Genomic DNA, 24,633 nt, shown 5'->3' with positions numbered 1-24,633 from the left:
AGGCGCGCCCGGCTCGATGCCTGGTCGAATCAGTTCGCGCCGAGATAGGCGCGCACAGCGGGCAAACCGGGCTTGCCGTCGAGTGTCGTGACACCCGCCAGCCATTTGTCGAGCACTTGCGGATTGCTCTTGAGCCAGTCGGCCGCCGCCTTGTTGGGATCTTCCTTGTTGGCGATCGGCACCATCAGATGATTTTCGATGGCAGTGGTGAATTGCAGATTCGAAACGAATTTCGCCACGTTGGGGCAACGTGCGCTGTAATCGGGCGGTTCGGCCGTGAGCACGCGCGCCGCACCGTAATTGGGACCGAACACGTCGTCGCCGCCCGCGAGATAGTCGATCTTCATCTGCACGTTCATCGGATGCGGCTCCCAGCCGAGAAACACAATCCACTGCTTCTCGCGCGCGGCGCGATTCACCTGCACGAGCATGCCCGCTTCGCTCGACTCGACCAGCTTGAATTTGCCGAGGCCATATTGATTGCCGTCGATCATCTTCTGAATCAGCTGATTGCCGTCGTTACCCGGTTCGATGCCGTAAATGCGGCCCTGTAATTTGTCCGCGTATTTGGCGATGTCCTGAAACGAGCGCAGACCGCCTTGATAAACGTAATCGGGTACCGCCAGCGTGTATTTCGCGCCGGTGAGATTCGGCGTTTGCAGCACCTTGATGGTGCCCGCCTTCCTGAACGGCTCGATGATCGGGTCCATCGTCGGCGACCAGTAACCGAGGAATACGTCGATCTGTTTGCTCTTGAGGCCCGCGAACGTGATCGGCACCGAAGCGATCGTCTTCGTCGGTGCGTAGCCCAGGCCCGCTAGTATCGTCGACGCCACGCCCGTAGTCGCGGCGATATCGGTCCAGCCGACATCGGCGAATCGCACCGCCTTGCACTCGGCCGGATCAGCGGCGAAGGCACTCGAACAGGCGGCTGCGGCAAACAGGAGCGCGCAGGCTTGCAGTGTCTGGAATCGGCACATCTTGTTCTCCTCGGGATTGCACAGCGTCGGCGGTTCCGCATGGACGGGCCGCCGCGACGCCGTGCAGCCCATGACACATGGTCGTCCGGCAAAAAGCCGGTCAACGTAGCAATTGCGACGAGCAATTGCGCGGAAACGACAAGACTTGCCGGCAATACGCGCGGAACAAGGGTTTATGTTGATTGAACGATCAATTTACCTGTGAAGGGACCGGCAAGGCTTTCAGATCGGTTTCGGAACGGTGACGGGAATCGATGAAGCAATCGGGCCGATTGCGGGCGTGACCCGATACGCGCCGAGCAATCATCAGGATGTCGAAATAAATAAAGCGAACAACTCGAAAAAATTCTTCGAGTCATTCGCTTTATCGGCGCTTACACCCACGCAAACGCAATATCCGAGGGACTCCCCACGCCCACATAATTGCCGGTGAAATGCAGCGTGCCGCTCGGTTTATCGACGCTGAAAATCGCAATATGATCGCTGCGCTGATTCAGCGAATAGAGGAAGCGCCCGGACGGATCGAATCGAATCACACGCGGATAATCGCCGCCCGTCGGCGTCTCGCCAATGCGGTGCACGAGGCCGTTCGCACCGATGCCGAACTGCACGATCGTGTCGTGCAAACGGTTCGCGACATAGACGAAGCGGCCATCGTGCGACAGCAGAATCTCCGAGGCGAAACTCGTTCCTTGATAACCGGGCGGCAGCGTGGAAACCGATTGCAATTGCGTGAGCACGCCGCGTTGCGCGTCGTAGCCGTAACAGACGAGCGTCGACGCTTCTTCGGTCACCTGATAGAGAAAGCGGCCGTTCGGATGAAACACGACATGGCGCGGCCCCGCACCGGCCGAAGCCGCCACGAACGGCGGATTGCCCGGCGTGAGCGCGCCGCTCGCTTCATCGAACTTCCACACGTAGGTGCGATCGACGCCCAGATCGGTCGAGATCGCGAAGCGGCCATCGGGCGACGGCACGATCGTATGCGCGTGCGGGCCGTCGTGATCGCTGATCGCGAAACTGCCCGGCACGCCTTCGGCCGCGTGCTGCGCGCCGGCGGGCGCTTGCGGCGCCTGCACGGACACCGCTTCGCCGAGCGTGCCGTCGTTCGCCACGGGCAGCACGGCCACGCTGCCGCTGTTGTAGTTCGCGACCAGCAGGAAACGGCCATTCGGATGCAGGCTCAGATACACCGGCCCCGCGCCCTGCGAATTGACCGTGCCGATCAAACGCAGCGCGCCCGTGCCCGGCTCGATCGCATACGAACTCACGGAGCCATTCGGCGTGCCGTTGTACTGCTTCACCTCGCTCACGCTGAAGAGATAACGCTGCTGCGCATCGATGGCCAGCGCGCTCGGATTCTCGATGCCTTGCACCGGTTCGAGCGCATCGAGCTTGCCGGTGGCGTGATCGACGCGAAAGCGATGGATGCCGAGTCCGTGCGGCGTATAGGTGCCAACGTAGGCGACCAACGTCTTGCCGGCGTGCGCAGCGGGACGCGTGGCATCGTCCGACGCTTGTTCCGCTTGCGCCGATTGAGCGGCATGCGCCGCGCTCGTGCCCGCTACCGAGCCCATGGCGGACGCCGCCGCCATCGCGCCCAGACTTTTGAGCCACACCCGCCGCGTCGTCGAACCGGGGACTTCAACCATCGGCGCCTTGCTCATCGACTTGCCTCCTTTGCCAGATTGAGATCTGGTCGGATTATGTCGCAAGCGCGGCGCGTCGTCGCGAGGGTTTACTTCGTGACGTACCAGAGCGCGCTGGTGCCGGGGTTCGAGGCGGCAGGCTTCGAAGCGGGCGCAGGTGTGGGTGCCGGTGCGGGCGTGGGATTCGAAGGCGCAGTCACCGCGACCGGCTCGACCTGCGCGGCAACCTTCGACGACGCGGGAATCGGATGCGACATGGTCGCGTACCAGAGCGCATCGGCCGATTTATCGGCGGCGTTGCGCGCGCTGGCTTGCGGCGCGGACGACGGCGCTGCGTTGGTCGCCGCGTTGGTCGCCGCGTTCGCCGCCGATTGCGTGGGCAATGGCGGCAGCGTGCCAGTTCGCTGCGCGGTCGCTTCAGCGCCACCGATCTGGAAAATGAGCCGCTGCTCCGACGACACGATCACCGCATACGGCGGCTGCGCTTCCCAGCGCAACACGACGCGTCCGCGCGGCGTATCCGCGAAAATCGCAGGCACGCGCTTCATATCGCTGAACTGAACGTAGATCTTCGCGCCGTCGTCGAACACCTGCACGGGCTTCGCACCATCCGCGCCCGACACCGCCCAGCCGAAGTTGTACGCGCCAGGCGGCGCCGACGCGATCGCCGACGAGCCGGGCTTCGCCACCAACGCTGTCGGCACGCGCGGCGCGGCGCCCGCGTGCGGCTGGTTCACCTCCAGGCTTGCAAACGGGTTGTAGTCCTGAGGCGGAATATACGAAGGCGGCAGAATAGGCATGGACGAATCCGGCGAACTGGAGAGCGATTGGGCAGCAGCATAAACCTTGCGCGCATACGCGAGACGCTTATCCGCCGATGGGGAGTTATACGCGCCAATTGCATTCCATGTCGGCCCGAACTGGCGAATATTTTCCGCGAGTATCCACGCGCCGACATAAGCATTGGTACAGGGATCGAACAGACTCTGCTCGGTAATGCCCTCCTGCGCGAGCCGCGGCAGCCAGGAGCTGTTGATCTGCATGAGACCGATATCGACGGTGCCATTGCTGTTGGTGTTGATGACGCGCGTTTGCGTGCCCGACTCCACTTGCGCAATGGCGCGCATCAGGCTCACGTTGACGTGCTGAAAGGCCGCGGCGTCATCGATGCAATCCGCGAAGGCGAGACCCGGCATCGCGCAGGCGATCAGCGCGCACAGCAGACCGCGGCCGAATGCGACCGCCATCGAAATGATTTTCTGGTACTGCATGTTCTTTGAATGCCCGGTTCGCGCGTGTGTGAGTCGCGTTCGAATCGCGGCGTCTCACTTGTGTTCAATCGTAATATCGGCCGATTTTAAAAAGGTTTGATGATAAATGCCAATCGCGGACAAGCGCGCTGATTCAGAACGCATCGAAATCGTGAAGAAAATCGCGAAATTAAATCGGGCGGGGTCAAGTGACGCGTGAATGGCGCGCGAGTGGCGCTGAGCGGTGGTCGAATCGACGAGGAAATAAAAAACCGGCCACAAGGGCCGGTCTTTTATGTGCGTGAATCGCGGAAATTCACGCGTAATGCGAGTGCGTATAACCTGGTGGGCCGGGTCGGGTTCGAACCGACGACGGGATTTCTCCGGCGGATTATGAGTCCGCTGCCTGCAACCAACACGGCGTCCGGCCCCACGAAGCTACACGAAACAACAAAGACAGCGTCAACAAAAAAGCCCGGTCTGCCAAAGGCCGGGCTTTTCGACGGCAGGCCGACATACTACACGAAACCGGGCCAGCCTGACCATCCGATCCCTGCTTTCGCTTGCGATAAGCACGTATCGCAAGCGTGCAAAGCGATCAATTACCTTCGAGGAACGACTTGAGCTTGTCCGAGCGGCTCGGATGACGCAGCTTGCGCAGCGCCTTCGCCTCGATCTGGCGAATCCGCTCGCGCGTCACGTCGAACTGCTTGCCGACCTCTTCCAGCGTGTGGTCGGTGCTCATCTCGATACCGAAGCGCATGCGCAGCACCTTCGCCTCGCGCGGCGTGAGCGAGTCGAGCACGTCCTTCACCACGTCGCGCATCGAAGCGTGCAGCGCAGCGTCCGACGGCGCCACCGTGTTGGTGTCTTCGATGAAATCGCCCAGATGCGAGTCGTCGTCGTCGCCGATCGGCGTTTCCATGGAGATCGGTTCCTTCGCGATCTTCATGATCTTGCGGATCTTGTCCTCCGGCATTTCCATCTTCTCGGCGAGCGTTGCCGGATCCGGCTCGAGACCGGTTTCCTGCAGGATCTGCCGCGAAATGCGGTTCATCTTGTTGATCGTCTCGATCATGTGAACCGGAATGCGGATCGTGCGCGCCTGGTCCGCGATCGAACGCGTGATGGCCTGACGGATCCACCACGTCGCGTACGTCGAGAACTTGTAGCCGCGCCGATATTCGAACTTGTCCACCGCCTTCATCAGGCCGATATTGCCTTCCTGAATGAGGTCGAGGAACTGCAGACCGCGGTTCGTGTACTTCTTCGCAATCGAGATCACGAGACGCAGATTGGCCTCGGTCATTTCGCGCTTTGCCTGACGCGCCTTCAGTTCGCCCGCCGCCATCTGGCGATTGGTTTCCTTGAGGTCCTTGAGCGGCAGCACCACGCGCGCCTGCAGATCGAGCAGGCGCTGCTGCTGTTCGCGGATCGCCGGAATATTGCGCGACAGAATCGCGCTATACGCGTGATTCTCGCCGACGATCTTCTCGGACCACTCGAGGTCGGTTTCATTGCCCGGGAAACGCGCGATGAACTCCGAGCGCGGCATGCCGCACTTGTCCACGACCGTGTGCAGGATCTGGCGTTCGACCTGGCGCACTTCGTCCACTTGCGCGCGCAACGTGTCGCACAGACGCTCGACGGTACGCGCCGTGAAGCGGATCGACATCAGTTCGGTCTGGATGGTTTCCTGCGCCTTCAGGTAGGCCTTCGACTTGTAGCCTTCCTTCTCGAACGCGCGGCGCATCTTGTCGAACCATTCGCTGATGAGCGCGAATTTTTCGAGCGAGGCGCGCTTGAGGGCTTCGAGCTGCGCCGCGTTGGCCGTCGCCTGCGCCGCGCCGTCGTCGTCCTCTTCTTCTTCCTCTTCTTCCTCTTCCTCTTCGTCTTCCTCGCTTTCGTTCTCGATCTCTTCCGCTTCCTTGGCGTTGAAGCCGTCGGTGTCTTCGGCGTTCGGATCGATCAGGCCGTCGACGAGCTCATCGACGCGAATCTCGTCGTTCGCGACGCGCTCGGCCATGGCGAGGATGTCGGCAATCGTGGTCGGGCAAGCGGAGATCGCCATGACCATGTGCATGAGGCCGTCTTCGATACGCTTGGCGATTTCGATTTCGCCTTCGCGCGTGAGCAGCTCGACCGTGCCCATCTCGCGCATGTACATGCGCACGGGGTCGGTCGTACGGCCGAATTCGGAGTCGACGGTCGAGAGCGCGACTTCGGCTTCTTCCTCGACTTCGTCGTCGGAAGAGGCGTTGGGTGCGTTGTCGTTGAGGAGCAGCGTTTCGGCATCCGGCGCCTGTTCGTAGACGGCGACGCCCATGTCGTTGAACGTGCTGATGATGCCTTCGATCGCCTCGGTTTCCGTGAAATTATCCGGAAGGTGATCGTTGATTTCGGCGTAGGTGAGGTAGCCGCGCTCCTTGCCAAGCTTGATGAGCGCGCGAAGCTTGTTGCGACGCTCTTCGAGTTCCTCGACGGTACCGGGCTGCGACGACGCGAACGCGTCTTTCAGCAGCGCCTTCTCCTTCGCTCGCCGGTCGCGCGCACGGGTGGTTTTCTCACCCTTGGCCGCCGGGGTGGGCGTGCTTTCCTCGCTCTGGTTTGCGTCGTCATCGACGGGCACTTCATTCAGCTTTTTCGTCATGGAGTTCGCCGTACCGGCTGTAGTCTCGACTCGCGGCTGTTGGACATCAGCCTCTTGAACCGTGGATACTGGAGCCTCGCGCTCTGCCGCATCGTCCGCAACGGCAGGCACTTGCCTTGCACTACTCGGACCACCGGACCGCTTCGTTGCCGGATGAGTTGCAGCTTTCGCCGCACGGGTTGGCGCCGCTCGCGCGGCCGAAGCAGCCATGGCTTTCTTCCGGACTGCGGGTACTTCACGACTGGCGGTTGCCGCCTTGCGGCGGGAACTGGCGGATGGGGCGTCCTGGGCATTCGTGACCTTACCGGTCTGCTCCGTCGAGCCTGTGCCTGTCGCCTTTTTTCCGCCTGTAGTCTTTGCCATTGCCATTCCGCCCCTTGCTGGAAACTGGACACCTTTCGGCATCACCCGGCGAAACGACCTCCGAGTGATACTTGAGCTGCCCGCCCGGAAAAAACAAAAACAAACCGCTGAAAACCTTTTATTATAGCACGCACGGTAATAATTACCCCCGCACGCCTCCCTTACAGTCCGAGCTGACGTTTCATGTCCGCTCGCGTCTGATTCAATTTAACGTATTCGGCCAATTCTTCAGGCGTGTGCCTCGATTGCCGCGAAAGCACGTCCAGCCGTTCGCTGCAGGCGTCGAAGCGCATTTTGAGGATGGCAGCCGTCATTTCCTCGCTCACGAGCCGTTCCTGCTCGCGGCGCTCCTCCTGCACGGCACCGTCTTCTGGATTTTTCATCAGCAAATCCCGAACGTTTTCATCATAGTCCAGAATTTCGCGAAAAATCTCCTCGAACGTGGGGGCATTGGCCCCATTGCGCAAGAGATCCGAAAGCAGCTGGAACTCCGCCGCGTCGCCCAGCGCACGCGCATGGGTGGTCACTTCCTCGAACAGCTCGCCGTGGCGCGTGAGCGCGATGAGCGCCTGTTCGGCCTCCTCGTCGAGCTGCGCCACGATGCGCGGATACATCACGAGGTTGCGCAGCGCCTTGCGCTCGATACCGGTCACGAGGTGCCGGTCCTTGCGCGCGGGCGCCTGGCGCGCCGCCTGGGCGATGCGCGCGTCGACCTCGCAGAGCGCCGCCACTTCCTCGAACGGCACGTCGAGCCGGTCGGCGAACATGTGCATGATCTGCGCACGCAGCGCGTTCGCCGGCAGCGCCTGGAGCAGCGGCTTGGCGTCGAACAGCGCGCGGGCGCGGCCTTCCGGCTGATCCAGCTCCTTGCCCGCCAGCACTTCGTTCAGCATGAACTGCGACAGCGGCATGGCGCGATCGACCTGCTCCTTGAACGCCTCCGTGCCGAATTCGCGCACGTAGCTGTCCGGATCGTGTTCCGTGGGCAGGAACAGGAAGCGGATCGTGCGGTTGTCGGCCGCATGCGGCAGGCACGCGTCGAGCGCACGCCGCGCCGCGCGCCGGCCGGCCGAGTCGCCGTCGAAGCTGAAGATCACCGTATCGGTCTGACGCATCAGCTTCTGCACGTGGATCGGCGTGCAGGCGGTGCCGAGCGTGGCCACCGCGTTCTGGAATCCGAGCTGGGCGAGCGCGACCACGTCCATGTAGCCTTCGACCACCAGCACGTAGTGCTGTTCGCGGATCGCGAGACGCGCCTCGAACAGCCCGTACAGCTCGCTGCCCTTGTTAAATAGAGGCGTTTCGGGCGAATTCAAATACTTGGGCTCACCGCCGTCCAGCACGCGACCGCCGAAGCCGATCACCTGCCCCTTCACGTTGCGGATGGGGAACATCACGCGGTCGCGGAAGCGGTCGTAGCGACGCGCCTGGCCTTGCGCATCCTGCTTTTCGCTGACGATCACGAGGCCGGCTTCGACGAGCGAGTCGTCGCGATAATCGGTAAACGCGGTTTCGAGGTTCTGCCATCCATCGGGCGAATAACCGAGCCCGAAGCGGGCCGCGACTTCGCCGGTCAGGCCGCGTTTTTTGAGGTACTGGATCGCATTGGGCGCGCTGCGCAGCTGCTTGCGGTAGTAGTCGCAAGCCGTCTGCATGATGTCCGACAGCGCGTTCGTGACCGCTTTCGAGACACCGGGCGCGTAGCCGCCCTCACCGCTCTGGCCGCCCTGTCCGGGGCGGCCGCCGCCAAAGCCACCGCCGCGCATCGGCGACGGTTCCTGCGGCACGGTCAGGCCGACCGACTGCGCGAGTTCATTGACGGCTTCGGGGAACGTGAGCCCCGCGTGCTCCATCAGAAAGCCGATGGCGGTGCCGTGGGCGCCGCAACCGAAGCAGTGATAGAACTGCTTCGTTGGACTAACAGTAAACGAAGGGCTCTTTTCGTTGTGGAACGGGCAGAGACCCATGAAATTCGCGCCGCCCTTCTTGAGCTGCACGAAGCGTCCCACCACGTCGACGATATCGACGCGGTTTAGCAGATCCTGCAGGAACGAATGCGGAATCATCGGGGCCTGGTCGCTCGGTTGGCGTAAAACGGGGGCGCGCTTGCGCGGCGCCCATGACGGGCGGTCGCCTCGCTGCGGCGGCCGGCTGTCATGCAGACGCCGGCGCCGCGCGAAAGCGTGCCTTTACTTCGAGAGCGCAGCCTTGACGAGGCCGGAGACGGCCGTCATGTCGGCGCGGCCGGCCAGCTTCGGCTTGAGCACGCCCATGACCTTGCCCATGTCCTGCGGGCCCGCCGCGCCCACCTGGGCAACCGCGGCCTGCACTTCGGCGGCGATTTCGGCGTCCGAAAGCTGCTCGGGCATGTAGGCGGCCAGCACGACCAGTTCGGCCTGTTCCTTTTCGACGAGGTCCGCGCGGGCGGCGGCTTCGAACTGGCTGATCGAGTCCTTGCGCTGCTTGATCATCTTGTCGATGACCGCCGTAATGCCCGCGTCGTCGAGCGTCACGCGCTCGTCGACTTCACGTTGCTTGATGGCGGCGAGCAGCAGACGAATCGTGGCGAGACGCTCGCTTTCGCGCGCGCGCATCGCGGCCTTCATGTCGTCGTTGATCCGGTCTTTGAGACTCATCACTCACCTGAATTGCGTTGGTTGCAGAAACCCGGAAAACCGGGGCAGTGAGGTCGTCCTGCCGAAACATCGTACCGAAGCATCGGAGAAACGCAAAAGCGAATGCAAAAACCCGCCTGGAAGCGTTTCCAGGCGGGTCGGTGCGGATTCGGCTGGGTTGCGACCACACCAGAGGACAACACGGCGCGCGACTGGATCCTGCAGGAACCCTGCGGGCCGGCGCGCTGCGCTGCTTGCGCCGTCATGGATTTCCGCGGACGGAAAGGCCATGGCGGCGCGGGAATCAGTACATCTTCTTCGGCAGCATCTGGCTGCGCAGACGCTTGAAGTGCCGCTTTACCGCCGCCGCCTTCTTGCGCTTCCGTTCAGCCGTAGGCTTCTCGTAAAACTCACGCGCACGAAGCTCGGTCAGCAGCCCGTTCTTCTCGATCGTGCGCTTGAAGCGCCGCATGGCGACTTCAAAGGGTTCGTTTTCTTTTACGCGGATGGTCGTCATTTTCCAATAACGGATCGGGGGTAAAGAGGATCGAGTATAGCAGAGGGTTTTTCAAAAGACAGGTAAACGTCGAGCCCGTTTTACCCGCCTCAAAACCCGCTCAAGCCGCGCCGGTAAAGGCTGCGGCGGCTTCGCCCGCTGCCACGCCGGAGGCCCAGGCCCACTGGAAGTTGTAGCCGCCGAGCCAGCCCGTCACGTCCACCGCTTCGCCCACGAAATAGAGTCCCGGCACGCGCTGGCTCATCATCGTCGCCGACGACAGTTCGCGCGTATCCACCCCGCCGCGCGTGACCTCGGCCTTCTTGTAGCCCTCGGTGCCGGTGGGCGTGAGCGTCCACTTCGCGAGGCCGTCGCCGATGCGGCGCAGCGTCTTGTCGGGCAGATCGGCGAGTCGCGCCTCCAGCGGCACCTGATGCGTCTCCAGCCACGCGTGTGCGAGCCGCGCCGGCACCCATTCGGCGAGCAGATTGCCGATCTGGCGTTTCGTCGCGCCCTTCGCCTCGATCAGCGCCTCGGTGGCGTCGCGATCGGGCAGCAGGTTCACGCGGATCGGCTGCCCCGGCTGCCAGAAGCTCGAAATCTGCAGGACGCCGGGGCCGGACAGGCCGCGGTGCGTGAACAGCAAGTCCTCGTCGAAGGCGCCGCCGGTCTTGCGCTCGCCGGTCGCCACGTTCACTTCCAGCGAGACGCCCGCGAGCGGCACGTACGGCGCCCATTCGTCGTGCGCGAAGGTCAGCGGCACGAGCGCCGGACGCGTGTCGATCAGCTTGTGGCCGAACTGTTTGGCGACGCGATAAGCAAAATCCGTCGCGCCGATCTTGGGGATCGACAGACCGCCCGTGGCGATCACGAGCGCCTTCGCGCGGATCTGGCCCTGCGGCGTGCCGAGCACGAAGCCCGTGTCGTCGGCGTGGCCGACCTGCTCGACCGGCAGCGGACGGCGCCACGCGACGCGCCCGGCGTCGCATTCGGCGCGCAGCACGTCGATGATCGCCTCGCTCGACTGGTCGCAGAACAGCTGGCCCTTGTGCTTCTCGTGCCACGTCACGCGATGCTGGCGCAGCAGCGCCAGAAAGTCGCGCGGCGTATAGCGCGCGAGCGCCGAACGGCAGAAATGCGGGTTGTTCGAGAGATAGTTGGCGGGACTGGCGTGCAGATTCGTGAAATTGCAGCGTCCGCCGCCCGAGATGCGGATTTTTTCCGCGAGGCGCGGCGCGTGGTCGATCAGCGCCACGCGGCGTCCCTGCTGGCCGGCCACCGCCGCGCTCATCATGCCGGCCGCCCCTGCGCCGATCACGGCGATGTCGAATGATTCCATGGCGCGCATTTTACCTGTGCGGCCGCCGCCCATCGCCCGCCAGCCGTCTTGCGCCTGCGCTGCTATACTTTCAGGCTTCCCTTTTACTTTGTTTTAGCGACGGTTCGCGCCTCTTTGGCGGCCGTTGCGCGCCCCACCATGCTCGTACTCGGCATCGAAAGCTCCTGCGACGAAACCGGCCTCGCGCTCTACGACAGCGAGCGCGGCCTGCTCGCGCACGCGCTGCATTCGCAGATCGCCATGCATCGCGAGTACGGCGGCGTCGTGCCCGAACTCGCTTCGCGCGACCACATCCGCCGCGCGCTGCCGCTGCTCGAGGAAGTACTCGAGAAAAGCGGCGCGGCGCGCACCGACATCGACGCCATCGCCTTCACGCAGGGCCCGGGTCTCGCGGGCGCGCTGCTGGTGGGCGCGAGCATCGCCAACGCGCTCGCCATGGCGTGGAACCGGCCGACGGTCGGCATCCACCATCTCGAAGGGCATCTGCTCTCGCCTCTGCTGGTGGACGCGCCGCCGCCGTTCCCGTTCGTCGCGCTGCTGGTCTCGGGCGGCCATACGCAGCTCATGCGCGTGACCGGCGTGGGCGTCTACGAAACCCTCGGCGAAACGCTCGACGACGCGGCCGGCGAAGCCTTCGACAAAACCGCCAAGCTGCTCGGCCTCGGCTATCCGGGCGGCCCGGAAGTCTCGCGGCTCGCGGAATTCGGCACGCCGGGCGCGATCGAATTGCCGCGTCCGATGCTGCATTCGGGCGATCTCGACTTCAGCTTCAGCGGCCTGAAGACCGCCGCGCTCACGCATGTGAAGAAGCTCGGCCCGAATATCTGCGAACAGGGCAAGGCCGATATCGCGCGCGGTTTCGTCGATGCCGCCGTGGACGTGCTGGCCGCCAAGTCGCTGGCCGCGCTCAAGCAGACGAAGATGAAGCGCCTCGTGGTCGCGGGCGGCGTGGGCGCGAACAAGCAGTTGCGCGAGAAACTCTCGGCGGCGGCAAAAAAGCGCGGCTTCGAGGTGCATTACCCCGACCTGTCGCTGTGCACCGACAACGGCGCGATGATCGCGCTCGCGGGTGCGCTGCGCCTGCAGCGCTGGCCCGACCAGGCCACGCACGACTACGCCTTCACGGTGAAGCCGCGCTGGGACCTGACCTCGCTCGCGCAGCAGTGAGCGCGACGTCGGCGCAATGAAAAAGCCGCCTTTTCAGGCGGCTTTTTTACGTCAGCAACACACGCTTTCGACCCGATCAGGCCGACACGCGCTTGTCGTGTTCGATCACGGCGTAGGCGCTGTGATTGTGGATCGACTCGAAGTTTTCGGCTTCGAGCGTATAGGCGATCACGCGCGCGTCGGCGTTCAGACGCACGGCCACGTCGCGCACGAGGTCCTCGACGAACTTCGGATTCTCATACGCGCGCTCGGTCACGAACTTCTCGTCCGGACGCTTGAGCAGGCCCCACAGTTCGCACGAGGCTTCCTGCTCGGCGATGACGATCAGTTCTTCGACCGCTAGCTCGCCGTCGAACTCCACGTTCATCGTCACGTGCGAGCGCTGGTTGTGCGCGCCGTACTGCGAGATCTTCTTCGAGCACGGGCACAGGCTCGTGACCGGCACGAGCACCTGCAGGAACAGGCGCGTCACACCGTCGCGCACGTCGCCCGTCAGCGTCACTTCGTAGTCCAGCAGACTTTCGACGCCCGACACCGGCGCAACCTTCTTCACGAAGTACGGGAACGACACTTCGATGCGGCCCGCCTGCGATTCGAGCTTCGCGATCATCGCGGTCAGCATCGCGCGGAACGTCGACGGTTCGAGCGGCTGCTTGTTCTCTTCGAGCAGCGCCACGAAACGCGACATGTGCGTGCCCTTCTGGTCGGCGGGCAGATGAACGTCGAGATTCCACGTGCCGACGCTCGGCTGCACCTCGCCCGCCGCCGTCTTCACGGTCAGCGGATGGCGCACACCCTTCACGCCGACGCGCTGGATCGGGATCTGGCGGGTATCGACGGAACTCTGGACGTCCGGCATCACGAAAGCCGGATTCATCTGATTCATGTTCTTATCCTCAGGCCGCGCCGAACTGCGGCGCGCAAATGGCAAGCGCCGGCATGAGCCGGCGCTGGCTGGCGGAGCGCGGGTGCGAGACCCGTCCGCCGGTTCAATTGTGGAGTGGGCGGCGGCGGCGCACGCGAGGGTTTTCCGATGAAAACCCGCGGCGCCGCTCAGCGCGATCCAACTCAGGCGACGCGCATCACCGACTTGCCGGACGCGTTCGCCGCGCGGTCGAGGAAGCGCTCGCGAATCGACTTCGCGATCCCTGCCGCGTCGAGGCCACAGCCCGCCAGCAGCTTGGCCGGGTCGCCGTGATCGATGAAACGGTCGGGGAGGCCCAATTGTAGTACGGGCTTGATAACCCCACTTTCAAGCAGGGATTCCACGACGGCCGAACCCGCGCCGCCCATGATGCAGCCTTCCTCGACGGTCACGAGGTAATCGTGCGTCTCGGCGAGCTGCTTGACGAGCTCCGCGTCGACCGGCTTCACGAAGCGCATGTTCGCGACGGTGGCGTCCAGCTCTTCGGCGGCGGCCAGCGACGGCGCAACCATCGTGCCGAACGCGAGGATCGCCACGCGCTTGCCTGCCGGCGCGGCGCTTTCGCGGCGCACTTCGCCCTTGCCCACCGGCAGCGCGGCCATCTGCTTGACGGTCGCGACGCCCGTGCCCGCACCGCGCGGATAGCGCACGGCCGTCGGGCAGTCCTGCTGGAGCGCCGTGTACAGCATCTGACGGCATTCGTTTTCGTCCGACGCCGCCATGATCATCATGTTCGGGATGCAGCGCATGAACGCGAGGTCGTAGGCGCCCGCGTGCGTTGCACCGTCCGCACCGACGAGGCCCGCGCGGTCGATCGCGAAGATCACCGGCAGGTTCTGCAGCGCCACGTCGTGGATCAGCTGGTCGTAGCCTCGTTGCAGGAAGGTCGAGTAGATCGCGACCACCGGCTTGAGGCCTTCTGCCGCGAGACCGCCCGCGAACGTCACTGCGTGCTGCTCAGCGATGCCGACGTCGAAGTAGCGATCCGGGAAACGCTTCTCGAACTCGACCATCCCCGAACCTTCGCGCATGGCCGGCGTGATGCCGACGACGCGGTTATCGAGCTCGGCCGCGTCGCACAGCCACTCGCCGAATACCTGCGTGTAGGTCTTCTTGGCGGGCGTGGTGGACGGCTTGATGCCTTCGGCTGGATTGAACTTGCCGGGACCGTGGTACAGGACCGGGTCGGCTTCGGCGAGCTTGTAGCCCTGGCCTTTCTTCGTCACCACGTGCAGGAATTGCGGGCCGCGCAGTTCCTTGATGTTCTGCAGCGTGGGGATCAGCGAGTCGAGGTCGTGACCGTCGATCGGGCCGATGTAGTTGAAGCCGAATTCCTCGAACAGCGTGGCCGGCACGATCATGCCCTTCGCGTGCTCTTCGAGCTTGCGGGCGAGATCGAGCACCGGCGGCGCATGACGCAGCACGCGTTCCACGCCCGCGCGAGCGGCGGCGTAGAAGCGGCCCGACATCAGGCGCGCGAGATGGCGATTGAGCGCGCCCACCGGCGGCGAAATCGACATGTCGTTGTCGTTGAGGATGACGAGCAGCGGCACGTCGTCTTCGACGCCGGCGTTGTTCATCGCCTCGAAGGCCATGCCGGCCGTCATCGCGCCGTCGCCGATCACGGCGATGCCCATGGCGTTGTCGCCCTTGAGCTTGCTCGCGATGGCCATGCCGAGCGCCGCCGAGATCGACGTGCTCGAGTGCGCGGTGCCGAACGTGTCGTAGTCCGATTCGTCGCGTTTCGGGAAGCCCGAGATACCGCCGAACTGACGCAGCGTCGGCATCTGGTCGCGGCGACCCGTGAGAATCTTGTGCGGGTAGGTCTGATGGCCCACGTCCCAGACGATGCGGTCGCGCGGCGTGTCGAACACGTAATGAAGCGCGATCGTCAGTTCGACCGTACCAAGGTTGGACGACAGGTGGCCGCCCGTTTGCGAGACGCTGTCGAGAACGAAGGCACGCAGTTCGTCGGCAAGCGGTTGCAACTGGCGGCGATCAAGGCGGCGCAAATCCGCCGGGTCGTCAATGGTTTTCAGCAAGTCGTACATCGTCGTTCCATTGTAGGAAATCGGGCGCTCCCGCACTTCTGTCGCGCATTACTTCCCGTTCATGCGCGCGGGCGGGTTGGCGCAATCAGCTAACCCGGTTCACCACCAGGTCAGCGAGTTCGGCGAGGCGCTGGGCGCGCGCGCCGAACGGTTCGAGCGCCGCGTGCGCGTCGGCGCGCAACTGCTGCGCGAGGGCGCGGGAAGCATCCAGACCGATGATCGACACGTAGGTCGGCTTGCCGTCCTTCGCGTCCTTGCCCGCGGTCTTGCCCAGCGTGGCCGAGTCTGCGGTCACGTCGAGAATGTCGTCCACCACCTGGAAGGCGAGGCCCACGGCCGCCGCGTACTTGTCCAGTGCGGCGAGGGTGTCGGCGGAAGGCGTTTCGCCCGCCACCGCGCCCATGCGGACCGAGGCGCGCAGCAGCGCGCCCGTCTTCAGACGGTGCATCGTTTCGAGCTGCTCGCGCGTGAGCGAATGGCCCACGCTCGCGAGGTCGATCGCCTGACCGCCGGCCATGCCGATCGAGCCGCTGGCGAGCGCCAGTTCGCGCACGAGCGATGCCTGACGCGGCGCGTCGACCACGTCCGACGTCAGCGTGATGAAAGCCTGCGATTGCAGCGCGTCGCCGACCAGCAGCGCCGTCGGTTCGTCATATTTGACGTGTACCGTGGGCTTGCCGCGGCGCATGTCGTCGTCGTCCATGCAGGGCATGTCGTCATGCACGAGCGAGTAGACGTGGATCATCTCCAGCGCGCAGGCCGCCGCGTCGAGCGCCTCGGGCGTCGCGCCGGTCAGTTCGCCGGCCGCGTGGCACAGCAGCGGGCGCACCCGCTTGCCGCCGCCGAGCACGGCATAGCGCATCGCGTCGTGCAGCGGCGCGGGCTGAACGTCCGCTGCCGGCAAATAGTGATCGAGCGCGCTTTCGACCCGGTCAAGCACCAGCCGGGTCCATTGGTCAAATGTCATAGATCGTCGTCTCCGCCCATTGCGGAGCCTGTCGTATTGAGGGGCACGGGCCGCAGCGTTTCGCCGTCCAGCACGCGCACCTGTTGTTCAACCTTTTCGAGCTGCTGCTGGCAGAACTTCACCAGCACGGCACCGCGACGATACGCGGCCAGCGAATCCTCGAGGCTCAGGCTGCCGCCTTCCATGCGCGCCACGAGCGCGTCGAGTTCGGCGAGCGCGGCCTCGTAGCTGTCCGGCAGAGCCTCGGCTCCGTCCGGTACGCCAGCTTCCTGAGCCGCGCCAGCGCGGTCTTTCGATGCCGTTTTCGCCATCAGTGGTCGCCAAAATGAAACAAGGCGGACATTCTACGGCAAAAGCCCCCCATGCGCCCCGCTCGCCGGCTTCTGTACCGCCATGACCACATGACGCGGGCTTACACAAATCGGTGCCGGAAGGCCGCGGTCGCCGCGATATTGTCGCTTTTTCGTCGCCTTCCTGCCGCAATTCCGCCGCAAATTGGGCAAAAATCAGTCACTTAGCCACCCCACCCCGGGGTAAACCAGTTATACTAGCCGGCTCCCTAAATCGAATCTTCGATGGTTGGGTTGTTCACTGCTTTCACGTCTTCATCGGGAGTGGGAATGTCCAATCTGAGCAATGCATTGCAGCTGAAGTCCATTCAAAGCCAGCTGCCAGTCACGGCTTACTTTGACGATGCGCTTCTCAAGCGCGAAATCGAAACGCTTTTCCAGAAAGGTCCTCGCTACGTCGGCCACGAGTTGATGGTGCCCGAAGCGGGGAATTATTTTGCGCTGCCCGGCGAAAAAGAGGGCCGCGTGCTGGTGCGCAACAAGAGCAACGAGATCGAACTGCTCTCAAACGTTTGCCGCCATCGCCAGGCCATCATGCTAAACGGTCGCGGCACCGCAGACAACATTGTATGTCCGCTGCATCGCTGGACGTACGATCTCAAGGGTGAGCTGCTCGGCGCGCCGCATTTCGCGGACAAGCCCTGCCTCAACCTGAACAACACGCCGCTGCAAAAGTGGAACGGCCTGCTCTTCGAGTCGGCCGGCCGCGACGTCGCGCGCGATCTCGCGCGCCTCGGCCCCGCGAAACACCTCGACTTCACGGACTATATGTTCGATCACGTCGAGGTGCACGAGTGCAACTACAACTGGAAGACCTTCATCGAGGTCTATCTGGAGGACTACCACGTCGTCCCGTTCCATCCGGGTCTCGGCCAGTTCGTCTCCTGCGACGACCTGAAGTGGGAGTTCGGCGAGTGGTACAGCGTGCAGACCGTGGGCGTGCACAGCGAGCTCGGCAAGCCGGGCAGCCCCACGTACCGCAAGTGGCACGACGAGGTCCTGCGCTTTCGCAACGGCGAGCCGCCCGAGTTCGGCGCGATCTGGATGGTCTACTACCCGAATCTGATGATCGAGTGGTATCCGCACGTGCTCGTCTGTTCCTGGCTGATTCCGAACGGCACGCAGAAGACCACCAATATCGTCGAGTTCTATTACCCCGAGGAAATCACGCTGTTCGAGCGTGAGTTCGTCGAGGCCGAGCGCGCCGCCTATATGGAAACGGCCATCGAAGACGACGAGATCGCCGAGCGCATGGACGCCGGCCGCCGCGCGCTCATGGAGCGCGGCGTCTCGGAAGTCGGCCCGTACCAGAGCCCGATGGAAGACGGCATGCAGCACTTTCACGAGTTTCTGCGCCGCGAACTGGGCGACATCTGATCGCGGCTTCGAGGTTGCGCGCGGCCACGCCGGCGCACACTTCATGCCATCGACGGCATCACGGAAAGACGGGCTTCGGCCCGTCTTTTTGTTTAGACTGACGGCATCGGGCCCACGCTGTGCACACGCACAGGCGGCGGCCGCGCACGATACCAGGAGCCGTCATGCCCCACACTCACTACACCACGCTGATCTCCGCCGCCAACCTGCACGAGCGCATGAGCGCCGCGCCGGGCAGCGTGCTCGTCTTCGACTGCCGTTTCGATCTGCTCGATCCCGGCGCGGGCGAAGCGGCCTACGCCGCCGGCCATCTGCCGGGCGCGCGCTATCTGCATCTCGATCGCGATCTGTCCGGCGCCAAAACCGGCACGAACGGCCGCCATCCGCTGCCGGACCGCGCCGCGCTCGTCGCCACGCTGGCGAGCTGGGGTTTGAACGCAGGTCAGCAGGTCGTGGCCTACGACGCGCAAGGCGGCTCGTACGCGGCGCGGCTCTGGTGGCTGCTGCGCTGGCTCGGCCACGACTCGGTCGCGGTGCTCGACGGCGGCCTGCAAGCCTGGGAAGCCGCGGGCCTGCCGCTCGCGAAGGACGTGCCGGCGGCCACGCCGGGCACCTTCAAGGCGGGCGCGCCGCTGCAGGTGACCATCGACGCCGCGGCTGTCGTGCGCAATCTCACGGCACGCGAACTGACCGTGGTCGATGCGCGCGCCAGCGACCGCTATCGCGGCGAGAACGAAACCATCGATCCGGTCGGCGGCCACATTCCCGGCGCGAAGAACCGCTTCTTCAAGGACAACCTGACCGCCGACGGCCGCTTCAAATCGGCCCACACGCTGCGCGAGGAATTCACGGCGCTGCTGCCGGGCGTCACGCCCGAGCATGTGGTGCTGCAATGCGGCTCGGGCGTGACCGCCTGCCACAATGCGCTGGCGATGGAGATCGCCGGCATGCACGGCGCGGCGCTTTACGGCGGCTCGTGGAGCGAATGGGTCGCCGATCCGTCACGCCCGGTGGCGACGGGAGCGAATCCCTGATCGTTGCGGGAATGTCGCGCGAGTCTCACGTGACTAACGTGACTCGTGCGACGAAAGGCGTCGGCCTCAACCGACGCCGTGTTCCTTGAACCACGCGATCGCGCGCTTCCAGCCATCTTCGGCATCGGCCTTGCGATAGCTCGGCCGGTAATCGGCGAAGAACGCATGGCCCGCGTCGTCGTACACCACGAACTGCGAGCCGCGCGCGCCCTGCGGCCCTTGCGCGATTGCCGCCTTCATCTGCTCCAGCGTGTCCTGCGGAATGCTGGTGTCCTGCCGCCCGTACAGCCCGAGCACCGGCACCTGCAGCGTGCCGGCGAGATCGAGCGGATTCTGCGGCGTATTCGCGGTGTGATCGCCCACCACGCGCCCGTACCACGCCACCGCCGTCTTGATGCGCGGATTGTGTTCCGCATAGAGCCACGCGTAACGCCCGCCCCAGCAAAAGCCGTTGACGCCCACGCGATTCACGTCGCCGCCATGCTGGCCCGCCCAGGCGATGGCCGCGTCGATATCGCCGAGCACCTGCGCATCGGGCACCTTGCTCACGATGTTTTCGTTGATCTGCTGGATCGTCGGGTACACCGAGGCATCGCCCTCGCGCACAAAGAAGTCCGGCGCGATCGCCAGATAGCCGAGCTTCGCGAAGCGGCGGCACACATCGGCGATATGTTCGTGCACGCCGAAAATCTCGTGAATCACGATGATCACCGGAAGATGCGTCTTGCCGCGCGGCTGCGCGCGATACGCCGGAATGAGCGTGCCGTTCGACTGGAACGCGACTTCGCCCGCGTCGAGCCCTTCGCTATCGGTGTGGATGGTTTGCGCGGACACCGGCAGCACCGCGGCGGCAAATCCGCTGCCGAGCGCGGCCTTCAGAAAGGTGCGCCGATCGAACGGCACGTGCGGGACGAGACTATCGACTTCGGGCTTGAGCATGCAACGCTCCTCGCGATAAGAACAGCGCCATCAAAAAAGAATGCGCCCGCAGGCGCATCACAGGATCAATGCAGTTTTACGCGCGGCAGCGTCGTACGCCGCAGCCAGTGCGCGACGGTGTCGAGCACCATGCGCGCGTAGCCGTGCAGCGCGGCGATATGCAGCCGGTACAGCGACATGTACATGAAGCGCGCGAACAGGCCTTCGATCAGCATGCTGCCGCCGATCAGCCCGCCCATCAGATTGCCGACCGCGCTGAAGTGACCGAGCGACACCAGCGAGCCGAAATCGCGATAGGTGAATTCAGGCAGCGGCCGACCTTCGAGCCGCATGCCCATCGAACGGAACAGGAACGACGCTTCCTGATGCGCCGCCTGGGCGCGCGGCGGCACGCCGCGTTCGTTGCCGGGCCACTCGCAGGCGGCGCAGTCGCCGAGCGCGAAGACGTTGTCGTCGAGTTCGGTTTGCAGCGTGCGACGCACGATCAGCTGGCCCAGCCGGTTGACGGTCAGGCCGTCGAGTTCCGAGAGAATCTGCGGCGCCTTGATGCCCGCGGCCCACACCGTGAGATCGGCGCGCACAGCCTTGCCGCTCGCCGTGCGCACGACGCCCGGCGCGACCTCGGTCACGCGCTCGCCGCTCAGAATGCGCACACCGAGTTTCTCCAGCAATTCGGTCGTCGCCGACGACACGCGCTCGGGCAGCGCGGGCAGAATGCGCGGCCCCGATTCGATCAGCACGATGCCTACGTCGTGGCTCGGATCGAGCTTGTGCAGACCGTACGCCGAAAGCACCTGCGCCGTGTTGCGCAATTCCGCCGACAGTTCGACGCCGGTCGCGCCCGCGCCAACGATGGCCACCTGCACGCGCGGCTCTTCCTTGCCTTCGTGATCGCGCGTGACGGGTTCGGGCGCCTGATGTTCGGCGCGCATGCACGCGGCAATGAGCTTCTTGCGAAAGCGCTCGGCCTGCCCGACGGTGTCGAGCGCGATAGAATTCTCCGCCGCGCCCGGCACGCCGAAGAAATGCGTCGTGCTGCCGATGGCGAGCACGAGCGTGTCGTATTCGAGCACGCGTTCGGGCAGCAGTTCGGCGCCGTCTTCGTCGTTCACGACGCCGAGCGTGATGCGCCGGGCCGCGCGGTCGATGCCGACGAGTTCGCCCTGCTGAAACTCGAAGCCATGCCAGCGCGCCTGCGCCGCGTACTCGAGTTCCTGCGTGAACGGATCCATGCTGCCCGCGGCCACTTCGTGCAGCAGCGGTTTCCAGATGTGCGTGGGATTGCGGTCGACCAGCGTGACCGAGGCAGTCGGACGGCCGCGCTTCGCGCGCGTTTCGCCGTAACGGTCGCCCAGCCGCGTCGCCAGTTCGAGCCCGCCTGCACCTCCTCCCACTACGATAAAGCGATGCATAGTTTCTCCGTGCATGTCGATTGGCGATAGAACGACCGATGCGCGCCGCCTGTCCGCATCGATACGGACACGATGCACACAGCGGCACGGCCATCGGCCGTCGGTTCATTGTCGGATGACGGAGCGCGCGGCGGCAAGACGGGCGGCACACATGCATCACATGTGCGCCGACCACTTGCGCGTGACCGCGCGCGCGGTTACGGCTTCGTTACGGTTCGACTACTGCGCACACGTCATACGTAAGCTCATTACGTTCTCAGTGCGCCCTCAGTGCGCTTCTTCCCAGTTCGCGCCCACGCCCACTTCGGCGACGAGCGGCACCTTCAGCTTCGCCACCGAGCACATCAGTTCCGGCAGGCACTTGCGCACTTCGGCGAGTTCCGCCTCGGGCACTTCGAGCACCAGTTCATCGTGCACCTGCATGATCATCTTCGTGCCGATCTTGCGCTCGTCGAGCCACTTCTGCACGGCGATCATCGAAAGCTTGATGAGGTCGGCGGCCGTACCCTGCATCGGCGCGTTGATGGCGGCGCGCTCGGCGGCCTGGCGGCGCGGACCATTGCCGCCGTTGATCTCGGGCAGCCACAGTCGGCGGCCGAACACCGTCTCCACGTAGCCGCGCGATTTCGCCTCCATGCGCGTCTCGTCCATGTAACGCGCGACGCCCGGATAGCGCGCGAAATACCGGTCGATATAGAGCTTCGCGGCGTCGCGCGTGATGCCGAGATTCGACGCGAGCCCGAATGCGCTCATGCCGTAAATCAGGCCGAAATTGATGACCTTGGCGATCCGGCGCTGATCGTTGCTCACTTCGAGCGGCGTCACGCCGAACACTTCGGCGGCGGTCGCGCGGTGAATGTCGTCGCCGCGCGCGAAGGCCGCGAGCAGCGATTCGTCGCCCGAAATATGCGCCATGATGCGCAGCTCGATCTGCGAATAATCCGCCGACACGATCTTGCAACCGGGCGACGCGATAAACGCCTCGCGAATGCGCCGGCCTTCGCCGGTACGCACGGGAATGTTTTGCAGATTCGGATCGTTCGACGCGAGACGGCCCGTTACCGCGACGGCCTGCGCGTAGTTCGTGTGCACGCGGCCCGTCTGCGCGTTGACCATGCGCGGCAGCTTGTCCGTATAGGTGGACTTCAGCTTGGCAAGGCCGCGATGTTCGAGCAGCAGCTTCGGCAGCGGATAATCTTCGGCGAGCTTTTGCAGCACTTCTTCGTCGGTGGACGGCGCGCCGCTCGGCGTTTTCTTCACGATCGGCAATTGCAGCTTCTCGAAGAAGATCTGGCCGATCTGCTTGGGCGAACCGAGATTGAACTCGCCGCCCGCGAGCGCGTACGCTTCCTGTTCGAGTTCGACGAGACGCACGGCGATCTGCGCGCTCTGCTTTTCCAGCCGCTCGGTGTCGATCAGCACGCCGTTGCGTTCCATCTTGCGCAGCACGCGCGACGTCGGCAGCTCGATGCTGCGATACACGTAATCGAGGCCCTTCTCCGGCGCGATCTGCGGATAGAGCGCGCGATGCAGTTGCAGCGTGACGTCGGCATCTTCGGCGGCGTATTCGGCGGCTGTTTCCAGCGCCACTTCGTCGAAACCGATCTGCTGCGCGCCCTTGCCCGCCACCTCTTCGTACTTGATCGTCTTGATGCCGAGATGGCGCAGCGCGAGGCTGTCCATGTCGTGCGTGCGATGCGATTCGAGCACGTACGATTCGAGCAGCGTGTCGTGCTCGACGCCGCGGAGTTCGATGCCGTAGTTCGCGAGCACCTGCTCGTCGTACTTCATGTGCTGGCCGACTTTCTTGTGCTGCGCGCTTTCGAGCCACGGCTTCAAACGCGCGAGCACTTCGTCGATCGGCAATTGCTCGGGCGCGTCGGGGCCGCGATGCGCGAGCGGCAGATACGCGGCCACGCCAGGCTCCGTCGAAAACGACATGCCGACGAGCTTCGCAACCATCGGATCGAGCGCGGTGGTTTCGGTATCGAACGCGGTGAGTTCGGCGGCTTCGATCTTCTTGAGCCAGGCGTCGAACTGCTCCCACGTTTGAAGGGTTTCGTAGTGGCGCGGCGCGTCGACGAACAAGGCGGGCTGCACGTTCGCGTCTTTCGCGGGCGCGTCGCCTTGCGTGGCGGCAGGCACCGTTTCGCTCTGCTGAGCCGCTTCGGTCACTTCGCGCAGCCACGTCTTGAAGCCGTGACGCGCGAAGATATCGCGCAGTTCCTCGCGTGCTTCGGGGCGCGTAGCGAGCGAGGTTTCGATCGACTCCAGATGCGGAGCGAGATCGCACGCCGTTTCCACCGTGACGAGTTTTTTCGCCATCGGCAGGAAGTCGAGCGCGTCGCGCAGATAACCGCCGACGGCGCCCTTGATTTCGTCCGCGTGAGCAATCACGCCGTCGAGCGAATCGTATTGCGTGAGCCACTTCACGGCCGTCTTCGGGCCGCACTTGTTCACGCCCGGCACGTTGTCGACCGTGTCGCCGATCAGCGAGAGATAGTCGATGATGCGCTCGGGCGGCACGCCGAACTTCGCGATCACGCCTTCGCGATCGAGCATTTCGTTCGTCATCGTGTTGATAAGCGTGACGCGGTCGGTCACGAGCTGCGCGAGGTCTTTGTCGCCGGTGGAAACGATCACCTTCATGCCGAGCTTTTCGGCCTGCGCCGCGAGCGTGCCGATGACGTCGTCGGCTTCCACGCCGTCGACCATCAGCAGCGGCCAGCCGAGCGCGCGCACCGCCGTATGGATGGGCTCGATTTGTGCTGCGAGCGGTTCCGGCATGGAAGGACGATTGGCCTTGTACTCCGGATACCAGTCGTCGCGAAACGTCTTGCCCTTGGCATCGAACACGCACGCGCTATACTCTGCCGTAACGTCCTTGCGCATTCGACGCAGCATGTTGATGATGCCGTAGAGCGCGCCTGTGGGTTCGCCGTCGGGACCGCGCAGATCCGGCATTGCATGGAAGGCCCGATAGAGATAGCTAGAACCGTCGACCAGTAATAAGGTCTTACCTTCCAGCTCAGTTTGTAGCTTCGTTTCCACGCGTAGGTCTTCAGGCAT

Annotated in this window: 19 protein-coding genes and 1 tRNA gene; 4 read left to right on the top strand and 16 right to left on the bottom strand. The window is 64.2% G+C overall.

Annotated features, from left to right (window positions below):
- Nucleotides 1-29 precede the first annotated feature (29 nt).
- From G3N97_RS02770 to rpoD, 5 genes are all read right to left on the bottom strand, one after another.
- On the bottom strand, nt 30-980 hold the full coding sequence (locus G3N97_RS02770; RefSeq protein WP_205991799.1) for a choline ABC transporter substrate-binding protein: 951 nt from the start codon (nt 978-980) through the stop codon (nt 30-32).
- A 374-nt stretch (nt 981-1,354) separates the two neighbouring features.
- Entirely contained in the window at nt 1,355-2,647 is a 1,293-nt protein-coding gene (locus G3N97_RS02765; RefSeq protein WP_205991798.1) for a lactonase family protein, read from the bottom strand.
- Between the two features lie 71 nt (nt 2,648-2,718).
- Complete coding sequence (locus G3N97_RS02760) at nt 2,719-3,900, bottom strand: transglycosylase SLT domain-containing protein (protein WP_205991797.1); 1,182 nt, start codon at nt 3,898-3,900, stop codon at nt 2,719-2,721.
- 322 nt (nt 3,901-4,222) lie between these two features.
- A tRNA-Ile gene (locus G3N97_RS02755) sits at nt 4,223-4,310 on the bottom strand.
- Between the two features lie 167 nt (nt 4,311-4,477).
- Nucleotides 4,478-6,739: an RNA polymerase sigma factor RpoD gene (gene rpoD / locus G3N97_RS02750; RefSeq protein ID WP_241030342.1), complete on the bottom strand. Its 2,262-nt coding sequence runs from the start codon at nt 6,737-6,739 to the stop codon at nt 4,478-4,480.
- On the opposite strand from rpoD, the gene G3N97_RS39280 reads away from it, so the two are divergent.
- Nucleotides 6,738-7,019, top strand: coding sequence for a hypothetical protein (locus G3N97_RS39280; protein WP_241030341.1), 282 nt, complete (start codon nt 6,738-6,740; stop codon nt 7,017-7,019). The two genes, rpoD and G3N97_RS39280, sit on opposite strands and share 2 nt — an antisense overlap.
- 34 nt (nt 7,020-7,053) lie before the next feature.
- Here the strand turns inward: G3N97_RS39280 and dnaG are convergent, their stop codons facing one another.
- From dnaG to G3N97_RS02730, 4 genes are all read right to left on the bottom strand, one after another.
- Nucleotides 7,054-8,958, bottom strand: coding sequence for a DNA primase (dnaG, locus tag G3N97_RS02745; protein ID WP_205991795.1), 1,905 nt, complete (start codon nt 8,956-8,958; stop codon nt 7,054-7,056).
- Between the two features lie 123 nt (nt 8,959-9,081).
- Nucleotides 9,082-9,528, bottom strand: coding sequence for a GatB/YqeY domain-containing protein (locus G3N97_RS02740; protein ID WP_065059952.1), 447 nt, complete (start codon nt 9,526-9,528; stop codon nt 9,082-9,084).
- A 283-nt stretch (nt 9,529-9,811) separates the two neighbouring features.
- Entirely contained in the window at nt 9,812-10,024 is a 213-nt protein-coding gene (rpsU, locus tag G3N97_RS02735; RefSeq protein ID WP_065059953.1) for a 30S ribosomal protein S21, read from the bottom strand.
- 100 nt (nt 10,025-10,124) lie between these two features.
- Nucleotides 10,125-11,342: an NAD(P)/FAD-dependent oxidoreductase gene (locus tag G3N97_RS02730; RefSeq protein WP_205991794.1), complete on the bottom strand. Its 1,218-nt coding sequence runs from the start codon at nt 11,340-11,342 to the stop codon at nt 10,125-10,127.
- 138 nt (nt 11,343-11,480) lie between these two features.
- Here G3N97_RS02730 and tsaD point away from each other — a divergent pair, with 138 nt between their 5' ends.
- Nucleotides 11,481-12,509 (top strand): tRNA (adenosine(37)-N6)-threonylcarbamoyltransferase complex transferase subunit TsaD, encoded by a 1,029-nt coding sequence (tsaD, locus tag G3N97_RS02725; protein WP_205991793.1) that lies wholly within the window; start codon nt 11,481-11,483, stop codon nt 12,507-12,509.
- Between the two features lie 76 nt (nt 12,510-12,585).
- Here the strand turns inward: tsaD and folE2 are convergent, their stop codons facing one another.
- The 4 genes from folE2 to G3N97_RS02705 form a co-directional block, all read right to left on the bottom strand.
- Nucleotides 12,586-13,395 (bottom strand): GTP cyclohydrolase FolE2, encoded by an 810-nt coding sequence (gene folE2 / locus G3N97_RS02720; protein ID WP_205991792.1) that lies wholly within the window; start codon nt 13,393-13,395, stop codon nt 12,586-12,588.
- 182 nt (nt 13,396-13,577) lie between these two features.
- Nucleotides 13,578-15,485, bottom strand: coding sequence for a 1-deoxy-D-xylulose-5-phosphate synthase (gene dxs, locus G3N97_RS02715; RefSeq protein ID WP_110326689.1), 1,908 nt, complete (start codon nt 15,483-15,485; stop codon nt 13,578-13,580).
- A gap of 85 nt (nt 15,486-15,570) precedes the next feature.
- On the bottom strand, nt 15,571-16,452 hold the full coding sequence (locus G3N97_RS02710; protein ID WP_065059958.1) for a farnesyl diphosphate synthase: 882 nt from the start codon (nt 16,450-16,452) through the stop codon (nt 15,571-15,573).
- Entirely contained in the window at nt 16,449-16,763 is a 315-nt protein-coding gene (locus G3N97_RS02705) for an exodeoxyribonuclease VII small subunit (protein WP_205991791.1), read from the bottom strand. Before G3N97_RS02705 ends, G3N97_RS02710 begins: the two co-directional genes overlap by 4 nt.
- A gap of 309 nt (nt 16,764-17,072) precedes the next feature.
- Here G3N97_RS02705 and G3N97_RS02700 point away from each other — a divergent pair, with 309 nt between their 5' ends.
- Together G3N97_RS02700 and G3N97_RS02695 are read left to right on the top strand one after the other, a co-directional pair.
- The gene (locus G3N97_RS02700; protein ID WP_205991790.1) at nt 17,073-18,179 is read left to right on the top strand and encodes an aromatic ring-hydroxylating dioxygenase subunit alpha; all 1,107 of its coding nucleotides are present in this window, start codon (nt 17,073-17,075) and stop codon (nt 18,177-18,179) included.
- A 164-nt stretch (nt 18,180-18,343) separates the two neighbouring features.
- Nucleotides 18,344-19,213 carry a sulfurtransferase gene (locus G3N97_RS02695; protein WP_205991789.1) on the top strand — a complete coding sequence of 290 codons (870 nt, stop codon included), beginning with the start codon at nt 18,344-18,346 and terminating at the stop codon, nt 19,211-19,213.
- A gap of 66 nt (nt 19,214-19,279) precedes the next feature.
- Here G3N97_RS02695 and G3N97_RS02690 read toward each other — a convergent pair whose 3' ends face one another.
- The 3 genes from G3N97_RS02690 to polA form a co-directional block, all read right to left on the bottom strand.
- Nucleotides 19,280-20,152 carry a dienelactone hydrolase family protein gene (locus G3N97_RS02690; protein WP_205991788.1) on the bottom strand — a complete coding sequence of 291 codons (873 nt, stop codon included), beginning with the start codon at nt 20,150-20,152 and terminating at the stop codon, nt 19,280-19,282.
- 65 nt (nt 20,153-20,217) lie between these two features.
- Nucleotides 20,218-21,564 carry an NAD(P)/FAD-dependent oxidoreductase gene (locus G3N97_RS02685; RefSeq protein WP_205991787.1) on the bottom strand — a complete coding sequence of 449 codons (1,347 nt, stop codon included), beginning with the start codon at nt 21,562-21,564 and terminating at the stop codon, nt 20,218-20,220.
- Nucleotides 21,565-21,831: 267 nt separating this feature from the next.
- Complete coding sequence (gene polA, locus G3N97_RS02680; protein ID WP_205991786.1) at nt 21,832-24,633, bottom strand: DNA polymerase I; 2,802 nt, start codon at nt 24,631-24,633, stop codon at nt 21,832-21,834.

The sequence above is a fragment of the Paraburkholderia sp. Ac-20347 genome, assembly GCF_017104805.1.
GTDB classification, from domain to species: Bacteria; Pseudomonadota; Gammaproteobacteria; order Burkholderiales; family Burkholderiaceae; genus Paraburkholderia; species Paraburkholderia tropica.
The sequence above is the reverse complement of the archived record's forward strand: the minus strand, read 5'-3'. Positions and strand labels throughout refer to the sequence as shown.